Consider the following 14,959-nt stretch of genomic DNA (forward strand, 5'->3'; position numbering starts at 1 on the left):
TCGCCTTGCGCGCGCCGGGTGCGTCTTTGTAAGCTCACTCTTAATCAGTCGCGGATGCGAACTGCCGCGGCGCTACAGCTCAAAGTGCTACAGCGTCCTTTGCGCGTCTGAAAGACGCGCGGCGCTGTAGACCAAATCATGGCGAAAACGACCACTCATGGAAAAGCGCGTCACTTTCTCCTCGACGACGATCGGACTGCTCTTCGCATGTCCGATGCTGCTGCTGATCTTCGTCTTCTTCTATTGGCCGAGTGCGCAGGCGCTCTATTGGGCGTTCACGCTCGAGCAGCCATGGGGTGGCGGCAATGTCTGGGTCGGTTTCGACAATTTCAAGCAATTGCTTAGTGATCCGATCTATTGGGAGTCGATCACCCGCAGCATGATCTTCGGCTTCAGCTCGACGGCGATCGCCATGGGGATGGCGCTCATCCTGGCGCTCTTGACGGATCGTGAACTGCGCGGCCACAAAATCTACCGGTCGGTGTTCATCTGGCCTTACGCGATTGCCGCTCCGGCTCTCGGCCTTGCCTTCCGCTTCATCCTGGCGCCGGAGGCCGGCCTTCTCTCGGTCATCAACCATGTCTGGCCTGGCCTGTGGAACCCGGCGCTCGACGGCAAGGACGCAATGATTGCGGTCATCGTCGCCTTCTCGTGGAAATATATCGGCTATAATTTCATTTTCTTCCTTTCGGCGCTTCAGGGCATTCCGCGTTCGCTGATCGAGGCCGCGGCCATGGACGGCTCCGGGCCGCTGCGGCGCATGTGGGATCTCCAGTTGCCGCTGCTGACGCCGACATTGTTTTTCCTGCTTGTCATCAACATCACCGAAAGCTTCCAGGATTCCTTCGGCATCGTCGACGTCATGACGCAGGGCGGGCCGGCCCGCGCGACGGAACTGATGGTCTACAAGATCTATTTCGACGGCTTCAGGGGGCTCGATTATTCGGGCGCCGCCGCGCAGTCGATCATCCTGATGGTGCTCGTCGTCCTACTCACCATCTTCCAGTTCCGCTTCATCGAGCGGCGCGTGCATTACAAGTGAGGTCGAGGACATGATCGAACGCACGCCGATATTCAACTTCATCTGCTATACGCTTCTGGCGCTCGGCATGGTGATCGCGCTTTTGCCTTTCGCCATCGTCATCATCGCATCGACACTCGATCTGGAGACGGTCAATCGCGTGCCGTTGCCGCTGATGCCGAGCTCGCATTTCTGGGAAAACGCACACGAAGCCTGGGTGCGCGCCGATCTCGGCAACAAGCTGCTCCACAGCATCATCTTCGCCACGTCGGTCGCCGCCGGCAAGGTCATCCTTTCGGCCATGGCGGCCTTCTCGATCGTCTACTTCCGCTTCCGCGGCCGGTATGTGATTTTCTGGATCATCTTCATCACGCTGATGCTGCCGCTCGAAGTCCGCATCGTGCCGACCTATTCGATCGCGGCCAATGCGCTGCAGCCTTTCCAGACAATTCTTGATGCGACCGGCTTAAGCTGGCTCGTTGCGCAGATTACCGGCATCCGGATCAAGCTCGAATGGGGCCTGCTGAATTCCTATCCCGGTCTCGTTCTGCCGCTGGTCGCAACCGCGACCGGCACGTTCCTGTACCGGCAGTTTTATCTGACGGTTCCGGACGAACTTGCCGAGGCCTCGAAGATGGACGGATCGGGTCCGGTCCGGTTTTTCTGGGACATTCTGCTGCCGCTGTCGCGCCCGAACATGATCGCACTGTTCACGATCATGTTCGTCTGGGCCTGGAACCAGTATCTTTGGCCACTGCTGATTACCACCGATCCGAATTTCGGCATTGCTGTAACGCAGCTCAAGACCCTCATCCCGTCCGAATTCGGCCTGCCCGACTGGAACGTCGCCATGGCAGGCACACTTATCATCATGTCGCCGCCGCTGGTGCTCGTCATCCTGATGCAGCGCTGGTTCGTGCGCGGCCTTATCTCCACCGAGAAGTGAAGGAATAGCCCTGTGGCACCGATCTCAATCCGTGATGTGAAAAAGAGCTACGGCAAGAATCCCGTCGTTCACGGCGTCGACCTGGAGATTCAGTCCGGCGAATTCATCGTCATTCTCGGTCCGTCAGGCTGCGGCAAGTCCACGCTGTTGCGGATGATCGCCGGGCTCGAGGAAATCAGCGGCGGCGAAATCGCTATCGACGGGCGCGTCGTCAACCAGATGGAGCCGCGCGAACGCGGCTGCGCCATGGTGTTTCAGAACTATGCGCTCTATCCGCATATGAGCGTCGCCGAGAATATCGGTTATGCCCTGAAGGTGGCCGGCGTCCCGAAGGCCGAGCGCAGCCGGCGCGTCGCCGAAGTCGCCAAGGCGCTCAGCCTCGAACCCTTCCTGGATCGCCGGCCGGCCGCCCTTTCCGGCGGCCAGCGCCAGCGCGTCGCCATGGGCCGCGCGATGATCCGCGAACCGAAGGTGTTTCTCTTCGATGAGCCGCTGTCGAACCTCGACGCCAAGCTGCGCATCGCCATGCGCGCCGAAATCCGCCGCCTGCACCGCCGCCTGGGCGCTACCTCGATCTTCGTCACCCATGACCAGACCGAGGCGATGACACTGGCCGACCGTTTGGTGGTGATGAACGGCGGCAAAGTGGAGCAGGTCGGCACGCCGGAAGAGGTCTATCATCATCCGGTCTCGCGTTTCGTCGCCGGCTTCGTCGGTACGCCGGCGATGAACCTGCTCGAAGGCACGATCAATGACGAGGGCGTCTTCGTTTACGACCAGAGCCGCAGGATCGTGCTGCCGCGCGAGCGCTCAGCGCCGCTGAAAGGCAAACGTGTCGTGCTCGGCGTGCGCGCCGAGGCCGCCCGTCTGGTGGCGCCGGATGCGCCTGGCGCTCTGGTGGCGACGGCCGATTTCATCGAGGAGCTTGGTGCGAGCCGCGTCGTTCACGCCGATTTCGACGGGCTGCCTTTTGCCGTGGCGCTGACCGAGGCGGTGAAGGTGAAGTCGGGCGATCCGGTCGGCATCGCGATCGATTATAATGCGATCCACCTCTATGCCGCCGATACCGGCCGGATCATCGAAAACCCTGCCATGAGCGGTGCGGATACAGTCCACGCCTGACGGGCGTCGCCATGGATCAGCGATGGATCGGGTCGATCCAGGGCACGTCTTCCGGCTTTTCGACCGGCTCGATATCGAGATTGACCACAACAGGTTCCTGGCCTGAGCGCACGAGCACGCATTCCAGCGTCTCGTCGCGGCTGGCATTGATCTCCTGATGCGGCACATAGGGCGGGACGTAGATGAAGTCGCCGGGGCCGGCTTCGGCGGTATATTCCAGATGCTCGCCCCAGCGCATGCGGGCCTTGCCCTTGACTACGTAGATGATGCTTTCGAGATCGCCATGATGATGGGCGCCGGTCTTGGCGTTAGCATGGATCGTCACCGTTCCCGCCCAGATCTTCTCGGCGCCGGCGCGCGCATTGTTGATTGCTGTCGCGCGGTTCATGCCCGGCGTCTGCGCGGTGTTCGGGTCGAGCGAATTGGCGGGAATGACCTTGACGCCATGCTCCCGCCAGTCGATGGGGTGATGCTCGTGATCGTCGCTCATGCCTTGTCTCCACCTTCGATCTAAGCAATTTAGGTGGGCGCGGCGCGGCGGCCAAGCGGATTTATCTTCTTGCATCAGAAAGAGGGACCCGATGAGCCACCTCCCGCAGATCGATTACGACACGGCTTCGCAAGAGGTTCGGGCGGCACATGACGAGGAAGTCAGGCTGCGCGGACGCATGACCAATATGAAGCGGACGCTGCTGCATTCGCCGGTCGCCCATCGCATCTATGCCGAATGGTTCACGCTGCGGGCCGAGCTCGATCCCGTCGTCAGCGACCGGGCGATCTGGATCTTTTCGCATGCGATCTCGAAGGCGGCGAAATCGAAGATCGCCATCACCTTCTTTCGCCGGGCGCTGATCAACAAGGGTTTCAATCCCGACGTGCTGAAACTTTCCGAGGAGGAAGCACTGCTTGCCGCCTTCGGCAAGGCGATCGTCGCCGATTCCAATGCAATTCCTCCCGAACTCTGGGCGAAGCTGAAAGAGCGCTACGAGACCAAGGTGCTGGTCGATCTCGTCGCCTTTGCCGGCATCATGCTGGCTACCGCCGTCTTCAACAATGTCGTCGAGGTCGATTTCGACCCTGAGCTTGAAGCCTTTGCGGAAGGGGCAAACCCGACCTAACCGTCCAGCGAGGCGATCGCGGCCCTGACTGCGTCCGCGCCGGGTCTGATCGGCCGATATTCCAGGCCGACGGCGCCGTCATAGCCGTTGGCGAAGATCCAGCCGAGGCGGTCGGCAAGATCGATGCCGCCGGAGCCCGGTTCGTTGCGACCGGGATGATCGGCGACATGAACATGGAAGACGCGGTCGAGACGGCCCTCCAGCACCTCTTCCGTGCGTTCGTCCATCACGGCGGAATGGTAGATGTCGTAGACGATGCCGATCTCGGGGCGGGCGACGTCATCGATGATGTCGAGGCCTTCGCGGGTTGAATCGAGGAAATAGCCGATATGGTCGATGCGGATGTTGAGCGGCTCGACCCCAAGGCGCACACCGCTGCCTGCAAGGATATCGGCGCCTGATTTCAGCGTTTCTGTGAGCGCCCGACGCTGCTCCTCGCGGGGCACGCCCGGAAGATCGTCGCCGGCCTGGGCAATCAGTACCGGCGCGCCGAGGCGCTTTGCGGCTGCGATGGATCCGGCAAGGCCCTTCAGCCATGTCTGCCGGTTGCCGGCGTCGGTCAGCGCGATCATCGGTTCGGCGACGAGGCTGGTGACGGCAAGGCCGGTTTCCTTCAACGCCGCCTCGACCGCGTCCAGATTCTTGTCGGTCCAGCGCCAGAATTCGATCGCCGTCAGACCGCCGGCCTGGGCGCGGCGGATGCGATCGGGAAAGCAATCGCCTTCTTCGGCAAACAGCCACTCTATGCAGGCTGAATAACGTCGCATGACCACTCCCTCGCAATTGTGGATGCAGGCTGCGACAGATCGGTGGCGGCCGCAAGAGGCGTCAGAGTGCTTGACGCCTGGTTTCATTGGCGGAACACTCGGCACATCAGGCCGGAATCGCGGCCGCTGGCGCGGAGGAAAATATGGATCTGGGACTGAAGGGGAAGACCGCAGTGATCACAGGCGCGTCTGTCGGCATTGGCTTGGCGGTCGCCGAAGGGCTGGCGGCTGAGGGCTCCAATCTCGTGCTGGCGGCCCGCGGCGGTGAGCGGCTCGAGGCGGAAGCCGCCCGCATCGCCGAGAAATACGGCGTCAGCGCCGCCGCTATTGTCGCCGATGTGGCGACGGTTGCCGGAACCGAGGCGATCATCGCGGCGGCGGCCGAAAAAGGCGGCGCCGATATCCTCATCAACAATGCCGGCACCGGCTCGAACGAGACGGTGATGGAAGCTCCAGACGAGAAGTGGCAGGCCTATTGGGAGCTGCATGTGATGGCCGCCGTGCGGCTTGCGCGCGGTATTGCACCGCAGATGAAGGGACGCGGCGGCGGCGTGATCCTGCACAATGCCTCGATCTGCGCGGTCCAGCCGCTCTGGTACGAACCGATCTACAATGTCAGCAAGTCGGCGCTGATGATGTTTTCTAAGACGCTCTCGACCGAGCTCATCAAGGACAATATCCGCGTCAACTGCGTCAATGCCGGCCTGATCCTGACCCCCGACTGGATCAAAACCGCCAAGCAGCTGACGGCCGAATCCGGCGGGAACTGGGAGGGTTACCTACAGGGTGTTGCCAATGAACACGCCGCCTCCAAACGCTTCGGCACCCCGGAGGAACTGGCAAACGTCTTCGTCTTCCTGAGTTCGGAACGGGCGAGCTACTGCATCGGCTCGACCTATTTCGTCGATGGCGGCATGCTGAAGACGATCTGACCGGCTGTCTGTGCTGCTCGGCAAGGCGGTTCTGTGCAAGACTGCCGGGTGGGCTGTGGACGTTGCCGAGATAAGCTATAAATAATAGCTATTTTGTTGTATGTTCACGCTTTTGACGCTATTTGCCTGCTATTGGCAGGATAAATACTGCGTTTTCTACAGGGCCACGACGATGCTGACGAAAAAGGGAAAATATGGGCTGAAGGCGCTGGTCGACCTGGCGCGGCTGGCGCCCGGCGAGACCGCCTTCATCAATGATATCGCGAGCCGCAACAATATCCCGAAGAAGTTTCTCGATACGATCCTGCTCGAACTGCGTAACGTCGGCATCCTGCGCTCGAAGAAGGGGCCGGGCGGCGGCTATTCCCTGTCGCGGCCGGCCTCGGAAATCCGTATCGGCCATGTCATCCGCACGCTCGACGGGCCGTTGGCGCCGATCCGCTGTGCCAGCCGTACGGCTTACGAGGCCTGCGACGACTGTGCCGATCCGGAGACCTGTCAGGTGCGGCGCTCGATGACCGATGTTCGTGACGCGATCGCCGCCATTCTCGACAATATGAGCCTCGAGCAATTCGTCGCCGCCGGCGGCCGCATCGACGGCCCCAAGGAAGAATTGCCGATCTCCGCCGCCAGCTGACCATACTCTAACAAGTCCGGCGCGAACGGCGGGCCGCGTCAGGCCTCACCGTGCTTCGACATATGTTCGCCTGCACTCTGCAGCAGCCTATCCCGCGGCAGCGACAGCGCATGGATGCGGGCGTTGCGCCAATGGCGGTCGAGATTGAGCCCGATGCCGGCCGATATTCCCCCTGCCAGTTCGAACAGCGCGTTTGCGGTGTCGAGTGCCGTTTCCCCAGCCAGGATCGCGGCCGCCGAGGCGGAGAAATGCGCGTCCGCCATCGCGACCTCTACGGGATTGACCTGGGCAATGTCGAGTTTACGGCCAGCCCTTTCCAGGGCTGCCGCGGTTGCTTCGATGCGGATGGCGCGTTCGCCGATGTGGGGAAGAACGGCCGTGCGGCGATCGCCAATTGCCGCCATCAGGTCGCGCCAAGCGGCCCGGGCGATACCCAGGCTGACGCTTGCCTTGAGCAAGAGGCTGAGCGAGATGCCGGTGGAAAGGTCGGAGGCGGGGGCAGGCGCAATCGCATCGGCATTGACGTGAAGTGTGCCGACGATCGCGGTTGCCGATCCATTGGTGCGCTGGCCGAAGCCGTCCCAATCGTCGACCACCTGTAGGCCTTCGTCGTCGCCTGCAAGGTAGAGGGTCACTGGACGGCTGGCTGGGGCGGTGGCGGCAGCGGCGATCCAGTCGGCGAACAAGATACCGGATGCCTGCCCTGTGCGCCCGCTCAGGCGATAACCCGGGCCTTCGGCCGTAAGCTCGGCTCCTTCGATGAAGGTGGCCCTCGCAAAGCGGTCACCGAGCAGCACGCGGGCAAACAGCGACGCCTGCAGATCCTCCGTCGCCTGGGTGCGCAGCATTTCCAGCACGCAAAAATGGTTTTCCAGCGCCTCGCCGATCGAGGCATCGCCCTCGGCAATGATTGCGACGATTTCGGCGAGCAGTGCGTTCGATACGTCGAGCCCTTCATAGTCGGGCGGAACAGTGATTGCCGTCAGTCCCGATACCGACAGCGCGTCGAGTTCGGCAAAGGGCAGCACGCGGTTGATGTCGCGTTCGCTCGCCTGATGCCGGAATGCGGCGGCAAGGTCGCGGGCGGTGGTTATCGCCTCCTCTTCACTTTCGATGCGATGCGCGGGAGGCCGCTTTCTGTCCTGAAACTGCGATACCGTTCCCATCGGTCACTCTTTCCTACAGCGCTCTGCGCATTTCGGGCCACAAAGAAGGCTGCAACACGTCGACTCGGCGCCTCGTGCCTTCCAAAAATCGCTCCCATTGTCGGGCCGATGGCAGGGATACAGGAGTGAGCGATCGGCCCTCGAATGATAAGGCCGGTTTTTCTACAAAAGCCCAAGGCTTTGAATTTTCTTACCAGCTTGATTGCCTTGTGCTCCACTCTACTTACTGCCAAGTGGGGCTTCCTTGATCGAGAAACATGATGAGCGATACTCTTGCTCGCAACGGCGAGGTTTCGAAAATGGCACGCCAGTCGAGACCACGTCTGACGCTGGATATTGCCGCGATCCCGACCTATGCGATCGGCGACATTCATGGGCGGTACGATCTGCTTGCGAAGGCCGAGGAGGCGATCCTGCGCGATGCCGCGCGGCTGCCGGGGCGTAAGCTGATCGTGACGCTTGGCGACTATATCGACCGTGGACCGGCATCGGCTCAGGTCATCGCTCACCTCATGGCGCCGCCGCCGGATGATTTCGACCGTATCTGCCTTGCCGGCAATCATGAAATCGCCATGCTCGACTATATCGATGGCTGGATTTCCTATGACGAGTGGATGCGGATGGGGTCGGCAGAATCGCTCAAATCCTATGGACTCGATCCGGAGCATTTGCCGCTGGTCTTTCCGTCCGGCGCAAAGCTCGATTCCTTCCTCCGCCAGTCGCTGCCGCACACACATATCGATTTCATGCGGGCGCTGCCTGTCATGCTGGAGACTCCAAGCGTGATTTTCGTGCATGCCGGCATCAATCCGAAACTGCCGCTCGGCGAGCAGACGGACGAGGATCTCGTCATGATCCGCCAGCGGTTTCTCGAAAGCCGGGTGCCGTTGCCGAAGCTCGTCGTTCACGGTCATACGCCGAACGACACGCCCGAAATAAGGTCGAGACGGCTCAATCTCGATACGCGCGCCTATCGCAGCGGCAAGCTGACCGTCGCCCGCCTGTGGCAGGGTCAGGTGCATCTTTTTTCCACCTGACGTCCTCCCTCGTCGGCCGCCTGCCGAAGCGCGTCAGACCGTCTCGCTTTCAACCGGGGCGGTCTCGACCGGTTTCTCCGCCGGCCGGCTACGCCGCCAGCCGCGCAGCACGACGTAGAAGACCGGCGTCAGGAACAGGCCGAAGATCGTCACGCCAAGCATGCCCGAAAAGACGGCCGTGCCGAGCGATTGGCGCATTTCGGCGCCGGGGCCGGTGGCGATGGCAAGCGGCAGAACGCCGAAGATGAAGGCGAATGCCGTCATCAGGATCGGGCGCAGGCGAAGATGGCTGGCCTCGATGGCCGCCTCCACCGGCGACTTGCCCTCGTCTTCCGCCTGTCTGGCAAACTCGACGATCAGGATGGCGTTCTTGGCCGCAAGGCCGATCAGGACGATCAGGCCGATCTGCGTCAGGACGTTGTTGTCCATCCCCCTCAGCGAGACCCCGATCAGCGCGGCGAGCACGGCAAGCGGGACGATGAGGATGATCGCGAGCGGTAGAACCCAGCTTTCATATTGGGCCGCCAACGCCAGGAAGACGAAAATGACGGACAGGGCGAAGATGTAGACGGCGGTATTGCCGGTATGGGTCTCCTGATAAGCAAGTTCCGTCCATTCGAAGGTCGTTCCGGGTGGAAGGATCTTGGCCGCCAGTTCCTCCATCTTCTTCAGCGCATCGCCCGTCGAGGTGCCGGGCGTCGGATTGCCCTGAAGCGGCACCGAGACATACATGTTGTAGCGCTGAACGAGCGCCGGGCCGCTGGAGTCCTGAATATCCATCAGGGTTCCGAGAGGCACCAGTGCGCCGGTCGCCGATCTTACCTTCAGGGCGAGAATATCCTCCCTGTCCATGCGGTATTGCCGGTCGGCCTGGGCGCGAACCTGGTAAACGCGGCCGAACGCATTGAAATCGTTCACGTAGGCGACGCCGAGATTGATCGAAAGCGCATTGAAGATATTGGGGATCGGCACGTTCAGGAAGCGCGCCTTGTCGCGGTCGATCGACAGAAAATATTGCGGGCTGGCATCGGAGAATGTCGTAAAGACGCCGGTCAGCCCTTCCGTCGTTGCCGCCGCCCCCATCATCTGGCGGGCAAGGCCGAGCACGCGGGTCATGTCGGGGTTTTCGAGATCGGAGATCTGCATCTTGAAGCCGCCGGAATTGCCGACGCCACGCACGGATGGCGGCGGGATGGCGATGATGAAGGCTTCCTGGATGCTCTGCAGCTTGCCGAAGAGCTCGCCGATGATCTTGTTGGCGTTTTCTCCGCCTTCCTCGCGTTCGGCAAAGGATTTGAACGGAACGAAGACCACGCCCGCATTCGAGGCATTGGTGAAGGTCGCGCCGCTGAAGCCGGCAAATTGCACGGCATTGCCGACGCCGGGCACGGTTCGGGCAATGTCGCCCACCTGTTTGACGACGGCATCGGTCCGCGCAAGCGAGGCGCCGTCGGGAAGCTGCACGACGACGATCGCGTAACCCTGGTCCATGGTCGGGATGAAACCCGAGGGCACCCGGGTGGTCATGTACCATGTCGCGCCGAGAAGGCCGACGAAAGCGAGCATCGAGCAGGTCAAGCCTACCCAGCTGCCGACCAGGTGCCGGACGGTCCACGAATAGCCTGAGCTCATCCGGTCGAAGCCGCGATTGAAGCCGTTTGCCAGGCCGCTTCCAAAGCGTGAGGCGATGCTCTTGCGCTTGGTCTCGTGATCATGGGCTTTCAACAATATGCCTGCAAGCGCCGGCGAGAGCGTGAGGGAGTTCAATGCCGATATCGCCGTTGTGACCGAGATCGTCACCGCGAACTGCCTGTAGAACTGGCCCGATATGCCGGGGATGAAGGCCGTCGGCACGAACACCGCGATCAGCACCAGCGAGATCGCCACAACAGCGGTTCCAACTTCGTCCATCGTGACGTGAGACGCCTGCTTCGGCGTCATACCGCGCGCCAGATTGCGCTCGACGTTTTCCACCACCACGATCGCGTCGTCGACGACGATGCCGATGGCCAGCACGAGGCCGAACAGCGTCAGCATATTGAGCGAAAAGCCGAAGGCGAGCAAAACGGCGAAGGTGCCGATCAACGAGACGGGAATGGCGACGATCGGGATGATCGCGGTCCGCCAGGATTGCAGGAAGACAAGAACGACGATGGCCACCAGGATGGCCGCTTCGGCAATGGTTCGGTAAACCTCGTCGATCGAATCCGAGATGAACTCGGTCGTGTCATAGACGATGCGATATTCCAGGCCCTCGGGGAAAGTCTGGGAGATATCCTTCATCAGCGTCTGGATCTGGTGAGCCGTATCGAGAGCATTGGTTCCCGGCCGGGCGAAAATCCCGAGAGCGACGGCAGGGTCGTTGTTGAGGTAACTGTTGGTGACGTAATCCTGTGCGCCGAGCTCGATGCGGGCGACATCCTGCAACTGCACAAGCCGGCCCGCCCCCGTCGATTTGACGATGACATAGCGGAACTCGCGCACATCGGAGAAACGCCCGTCCGTTCGCACCGTATATTCGAAGGCGTTCTTGCCGGTGACGGGGGGCGCCCCAATCTTGCCGCCGGAGACTTGGACGTTCTGGTCCCTCAGGGCTGAGACGACGTCGTCCGACGTCATGCCATAGGCCGAGAGCTTTTCCGGATCGAGCCAGATGCGCATCGAATACTGGCGTTCGCCGAAGACCTGCACGTCGCCGACGCCGTCAAGGCGCACAAGAACGTCGCGGATGCGGTTGCGGGCATAGTTCGAGACATAAAGCTGGTCATAGCGGTGCGAGGGCGACAGGAGGTGCACCACCATCATCAGGTCGGGCGAACTCTTGTCGGTGGTCACGCCGAGCCGCTGGACTTCCTCGGGAAGACGGGGGAGGGCGATCGAAACGCGGTTCTGGACCAGCACCTGGACCTTGTCGAGATCGGTGCCGAGCTTGAAGGTGATCGTCAGCGACATGGCGCCGTCGGCGCTGGAGTAGGAAGACATATAAAGCATGTCTTCGACGCCGTTGATCTGTTGCTCGAGCGGGGTCGAAACGGTGTCGGCGATGGTCTGCGGGTCGGCGCCGGGATAGGAGGTGCGCACGACGATGGTGGGCGGCGCGATCTCCGGATATTGGGAGACCGGCAATTGCGTATAGGCGATGCCACCGACCACGAGAAAGAAGATCGAGATGACGGCCGCAAAGATCGGCCGGTCCACGAAGAAATGGGCGAATCTCATTGTCCGCTCTCCGCGTTTGCGGATTCGGGCGGAGTGTCCTGCCGCTCTTGGGGCAGTTCGCTCATCTGCGGCGTGATCGTCGAACCCGGCCGGGCGCGCATCAGGCCGTTGACAATGATCGTCTCGGTGCCGTCGAGGCCTTCACGGATGACGCGATAGCCGTAGAGCCGTGGTCCGGGCCGCACGGGCTTGGTCGAAACCTTGCCTTGCGCGTCGACGACATAAACGACGCGTTCATTCTGATCCGAGCCGATCGCCTCGTCCGGGACGAGAATAGCCTTGTAGGTATTGGAGGCTGCGACTTGCACACGACCGAACAGGCCCGGCTGCAGGACGAGATCGGGATTTGCAAGCCGGGCGCGAATGCGGATCGTGCCGCTCTCATTGTCGACCCGGTTCTCGGCGAAATCGAGTTTGCCCATGAAAGGCTTGGCGGTGGGGTCGGAGATCGTGACCGATACGTCGACGCCGCCCCCGCCAAGCTGCAGGTCTTTGCCCTGTTTGCGCGCGGTGTCGGCGAAATTCAGCAGGCGGCGCTCGTCGACGTCGAAATAGAAATCGATCGGATCGAGGGAGACGATCGTCGTGAGCACCGTCTGGTCGGCCTGAACGAGATTGCCGGTCGAGAGCAGGCGGCGGTCGATGCGGCCGCTGAGCGGCGCTTTGATCTCGGTATATTCCATATCGAGGGAAGCGCGATCGGCCGCGGCCTGAGCGCCGCGGACATTGGCCTCAGCAGAATCGAAGTCGCGGCGGCGATCGTCCAGCGTCTGCGCGGATTGGCTGCCGCTCGAAGCGAGCGACTGGGCGCGCTTGTACTGAGCATCGGCAAAGACAAGGGTCGACTGCGACGCTTCTAGCGCGGCCTTTGCCTGGTTGAGCGCGGTGATGAACGGCCGCTGGTCGATGACGAACAGGAGGTCGCCTTGCTTGACCAGGGCCCCGTCCTCGAAATGGACTTCCTGCAGGTATCCGCCGACGCGCGAGCGGACGGAGACTTCGTCGACCGGCTGGAAACGGCCGATGAATTCGTCATTATCGACGACATCGCGAACCACCGGTTTTGCGACGGTGACGGGAGGGGGAGCAGCCGGTGCGCCCTGCGCCATCGCGGCCAGAGGCATGAACGTGGCGATGCAGCCAAGCGCCAACATCTGTCGAAGCACGTAAGTCATACCGGTCCTCCAATCTCGACGGCCGATCAACTGCCGACGAAGCTAAGATGAAGTGATGCTATTCAGGTCTTTGCTTAGAACGAAGGCCTCGGCCCCCGCGATTTCCCCCGGTGTCCAATCCTTTGGAAAGGAAGGCCGGCACGCAATGCAACATCGGAAAAATCGTAACGCTATGGAACCGGATATAAACGGCAGCGGCGAAAAATAGCAAATGCCAATTGGCTGCGGTTGCAAAATCCATCAAAACTTCATGGATGGTGTCAGCTTTCGACGATCTCGTCGCGGCCGGGCGGCAGGACGGCAAGTTCGGCCCAATCGAGCTCCTGTTCCAACATGTGGAAGACATCGTCGTCGATCTCGTCGGCACGACGCATTGCCGCCAGTTTGCGACGTTTGGCGGCGATGACGCTACGACGCCGCTTGTCGAGCCTGCTGACTTCGCGCGGGTGTTTGCCGTCGGCGGCGATCTCGCGCTCGGAGGTGTAGACGTCGCGCAGGATGCGGGCGGATTTGTCCTCGCCGCCGGCAAGTTCGGCAAGTGCCGCATCGATCAATGCGACCCGGGCTCTGGTGAGGTCGCGGTCGAGTGAGGTATCCGGTTCGAATTTCAGCAAGCGGATCAGTGGTCCGAGCGTCAGGCCCTGGACGATGAGGGTGCCGAGAACAACGGCAAGCGCACTGAGCAGGATGATGTCGCGATCGCGGAAGTCGATCGGCAGAGCGAGCGCGGTCGCCAGCGTGACGAGGCCGCGCATGCCGCACCAGCCGGCAAGCAGGCTGGTCGCGAAGGTGGGAACGGCTTGCTTGGTATAGCCGCGCTTGGCGAGGACGGTGATGACGCGGTTATAGAACAGCACCCAGGCCAGGCGGGTGACGATGACGGTGATGAAGACCGCAGCGGCCAAGGTGATCGCAAAACTCAGCCGGCCGGGATCGAGGTCGAGGACGATCTGGCGGACCTGCAGGCCCATCAGCAGGAAAGCGAGCACGTTGAGCAGGAAGACTGCGGCCTCCCAGACCGAATAGGAATGAATGCGGTGGCGGGCCGTCTGGCGCTCGGGCATGTAGCGGGCGATCACCATCGCATAGACGACGATCGCCAGAATGGCCGAAAGGTGCAGCCGTTCGGCGATGATCCACGTGCCGAAGGTGGCGACAAATTCAAGCAGGGTGCCGCCGAGCGTGCCGGCGAGCTTCAACCCGACGACCATATAGAGACGGCCGAGGAGGTAACCGAGGACGAGGCCGCCCGGCACCGCCAGCGCCAGTTTTGCCAGGACGCCGGTAAAGAAGGCGGGGCTTGCGGCGGCGGCCACCGCGGCGCTGAAGATCAGGAGCGCCACGGCATCGTTCAACAGGCTTTCGCCCTTCAGGATCACATAGGTCTGACGGGGTAGATCGAAGCGGTCGAGCATGGCGGTTGCAGCCGCGGCATCCGGCGGCGCGACGATGGCGCCGAGTGCCACGGCTGCGGCAAGCGGCAGGCCGGCCATGGTCACGCCGACGGCGGCGACGGCTGCGGCCGTCAGGATAACGGCGATAGCGGCGAGCGAGAACAGCGGCAGCCAGTTGCGTCGCAACGTCCGCGGCGGCAGATCATAGGCGGCGTCGAAAAGCACCGGCGCGATCAGCAGCGCCAGCGCCAGCTCGGGATCGATCGCGACCTCGGGCGCCCAGGGAACGGCGGCGACGATGATCCCGGCGATCGCCAGCATGGTTGGATAAGGAATGCGGAATTTCCTGGAAAACTGCAGGAAGACGATCGCCACCAGAAGCAGCGTCAGCATGCTTTCGAAGAACGCCATCGAGCCCTCCTGCC

Annotated in this window: 13 protein-coding genes; 7 read left to right on the plus strand and 6 right to left on the minus strand. The window is 62.0% G+C overall.

Annotation, left to right across the window (positions count from 1 at the left end; genetic code table 11):
- Positions 1-157: 157 nt before the first annotated feature.
- Genes FFM81_RS04240 through FFM81_RS04250 form a run of 3 tightly spaced genes read left to right on the plus strand, consistent with a single transcriptional unit; the run spans position 158 to position 3,089 of the window.
- Positions 158-1,042, plus strand: a complete 885-nt coding sequence (locus FFM81_RS04240) for a carbohydrate ABC transporter permease (protein ID WP_003566096.1) — start codon at positions 158-160, stop codon at positions 1,040-1,042.
- A gap of 10 nt (positions 1,043-1,052) precedes the next feature.
- Positions 1,053-1,967, plus strand: a complete 915-nt coding sequence (locus FFM81_RS04245) for an ABC transporter permease subunit (protein WP_003566095.1) — start codon at positions 1,053-1,055, stop codon at positions 1,965-1,967.
- 12 nt (positions 1,968-1,979) lie between these two features.
- Positions 1,980-3,089, plus strand: a complete 1,110-nt coding sequence (locus FFM81_RS04250; RefSeq protein WP_097533964.1) for a sn-glycerol-3-phosphate import ATP-binding protein UgpC — start codon at positions 1,980-1,982, stop codon at positions 3,087-3,089.
- Positions 3,090-3,105: 16 nt separating this feature from the next.
- Here the strand turns inward: FFM81_RS04250 and FFM81_RS04255 are convergent, their stop codons facing one another.
- Complete coding sequence (locus FFM81_RS04255; RefSeq protein ID WP_003566093.1) at positions 3,106-3,579, minus strand: cupin domain-containing protein; 474 nt, start codon at positions 3,577-3,579, stop codon at positions 3,106-3,108.
- 91 nt (positions 3,580-3,670) lie between these two features.
- On the opposite strand from FFM81_RS04255, the gene FFM81_RS04260 reads away from it, so the two are divergent.
- Entirely contained in the window at positions 3,671-4,207 is a 537-nt protein-coding gene (locus FFM81_RS04260; RefSeq protein WP_003566092.1) for a carboxymuconolactone decarboxylase family protein, read from the plus strand.
- On the opposite strand, the gene FFM81_RS04265 is transcribed toward FFM81_RS04260, so the two are convergent.
- Positions 4,204-4,974, minus strand: coding sequence for a TIM barrel protein (locus tag FFM81_RS04265; protein ID WP_097533962.1), 771 nt, complete (start codon positions 4,972-4,974; stop codon positions 4,204-4,206). The two genes, FFM81_RS04260 and FFM81_RS04265, sit on opposite strands and share 4 nt — an antisense overlap.
- Positions 4,975-5,117: 143 nt before the next feature.
- Here FFM81_RS04265 and FFM81_RS04270 point away from each other — a divergent pair, with 143 nt between their 5' ends.
- Both FFM81_RS04270 and FFM81_RS04275 read left to right on the plus strand, forming a co-directional pair.
- Entirely contained in the window at positions 5,118-5,906 is a 789-nt protein-coding gene (locus FFM81_RS04270; RefSeq protein WP_138384900.1) for an SDR family NAD(P)-dependent oxidoreductase, read from the plus strand.
- Between the two features lie 172 nt (positions 5,907-6,078).
- On the plus strand, positions 6,079-6,543 hold the full coding sequence (locus tag FFM81_RS04275) for an RrF2 family transcriptional regulator (RefSeq protein ID WP_025416914.1): 465 nt from the start codon (positions 6,079-6,081) through the stop codon (positions 6,541-6,543).
- A 38-nt stretch (positions 6,544-6,581) separates the two neighbouring features.
- Here FFM81_RS04275 and FFM81_RS04280 read toward each other — a convergent pair whose 3' ends face one another.
- Positions 6,582-7,709: an acyl-CoA dehydrogenase family protein gene (locus tag FFM81_RS04280; RefSeq protein ID WP_138384901.1), complete on the minus strand. Its 1,128-nt coding sequence runs from the start codon at positions 7,707-7,709 to the stop codon at positions 6,582-6,584.
- Positions 7,710-7,969: 260 nt separating this feature from the next.
- Here FFM81_RS04280 and FFM81_RS04285 point away from each other — a divergent pair, with 260 nt between their 5' ends.
- On the plus strand, positions 7,970-8,746 hold the full coding sequence (locus tag FFM81_RS04285) for a metallophosphoesterase (RefSeq protein ID WP_025416912.1): 777 nt from the start codon (positions 7,970-7,972) through the stop codon (positions 8,744-8,746).
- A gap of 33 nt (positions 8,747-8,779) precedes the next feature.
- Here FFM81_RS04285 and FFM81_RS04290 read toward each other — a convergent pair whose 3' ends face one another.
- From FFM81_RS04290 to FFM81_RS04300, 3 genes are all read right to left on the minus strand, one after another.
- A complete protein-coding gene (locus FFM81_RS04290) occupies positions 8,780-11,965 on the minus strand; it encodes an efflux RND transporter permease subunit (RefSeq protein ID WP_138384902.1) in 3,186 nt (1,061 codons plus the stop codon).
- Positions 11,962-13,140 carry an efflux RND transporter periplasmic adaptor subunit gene (locus FFM81_RS04295; RefSeq protein WP_025416910.1) on the minus strand — a complete coding sequence of 393 codons (1,179 nt, stop codon included), beginning with the start codon at positions 13,138-13,140 and terminating at the stop codon, positions 11,962-11,964. Before FFM81_RS04295 ends, FFM81_RS04290 begins: the two co-directional genes overlap by 4 nt.
- Positions 13,141-13,400: 260 nt before the next feature.
- A complete protein-coding gene (locus FFM81_RS04300; protein WP_138384903.1) occupies positions 13,401-14,945 on the minus strand; it encodes a cation:proton antiporter in 1,545 nt (514 codons plus the stop codon).
- Positions 14,946-14,959 lie beyond the last annotated feature (14 nt).

It is taken from the genome of Rhizobium hidalgonense (assembly GCF_005862185.2).
In the GTDB taxonomy this organism is placed as follows: Bacteria; Pseudomonadota; Alphaproteobacteria; order Rhizobiales; family Rhizobiaceae; genus Rhizobium; species Rhizobium hidalgonense.

What these genes read in the sequence shown, in the direction of transcription:
- FFM81_RS04255 (WP_003566093.1), bottom strand. Translation starts at nt 3,579, where the DNA reads ATGAGCGACGATCACGAGCATCACCCCATCGACTGGCGGGAGCATGGC.
- FFM81_RS04260 (WP_003566092.1), top strand. Translation starts at nt 3,671, where the DNA reads ATGAGCCACCTCCCGCAGATCGATTACGACACGGCTTCGCAAGAGGTT.
- FFM81_RS04270 (WP_138384900.1), top strand. Translation starts at nt 5,118, where the DNA reads ATGGATCTGGGACTGAAGGGGAAGACCGCAGTGATCACAGGCGCGTCT.
- FFM81_RS04285 (WP_025416912.1), top strand. Translation starts at nt 7,970, where the DNA reads ATGAGCGATACTCTTGCTCGCAACGGCGAGGTTTCGAAAATGGCACGC.
- FFM81_RS04280 (WP_138384901.1), bottom strand. Translation starts at nt 7,709, where the DNA reads ATGGGAACGGTATCGCAGTTTCAGGACAGAAAGCGGCCTCCCGCGCAT.
- FFM81_RS04300 (WP_138384903.1), bottom strand. Translation starts at nt 14,945, where the DNA reads ATGGCGTTCTTCGAAAGCATGCTGACGCTGCTTCTGGTGGCGATCGTC.
- FFM81_RS04265 (WP_097533962.1), bottom strand. Translation starts at nt 4,974, where the DNA reads ATGCGACGTTATTCAGCCTGCATAGAGTGGCTGTTTGCCGAAGAAGGC.
- FFM81_RS04240 (WP_003566096.1), top strand. Translation starts at nt 158, where the DNA reads ATGGAAAAGCGCGTCACTTTCTCCTCGACGACGATCGGACTGCTCTTC.
- FFM81_RS04290 (WP_138384902.1), bottom strand. Translation starts at nt 11,965, where the DNA reads ATGAGATTCGCCCATTTCTTCGTGGACCGGCCGATCTTTGCGGCCGTC.
- FFM81_RS04295 (WP_025416910.1), bottom strand. Translation starts at nt 13,140, where the DNA reads ATGACTTACGTGCTTCGACAGATGTTGGCGCTTGGCTGCATCGCCACG.
- FFM81_RS04275 (WP_025416914.1), top strand. Translation starts at nt 6,079, where the DNA reads ATGCTGACGAAAAAGGGAAAATATGGGCTGAAGGCGCTGGTCGACCTG.
- FFM81_RS04245 (WP_003566095.1), top strand. Translation starts at nt 1,053, where the DNA reads ATGATCGAACGCACGCCGATATTCAACTTCATCTGCTATACGCTTCTG.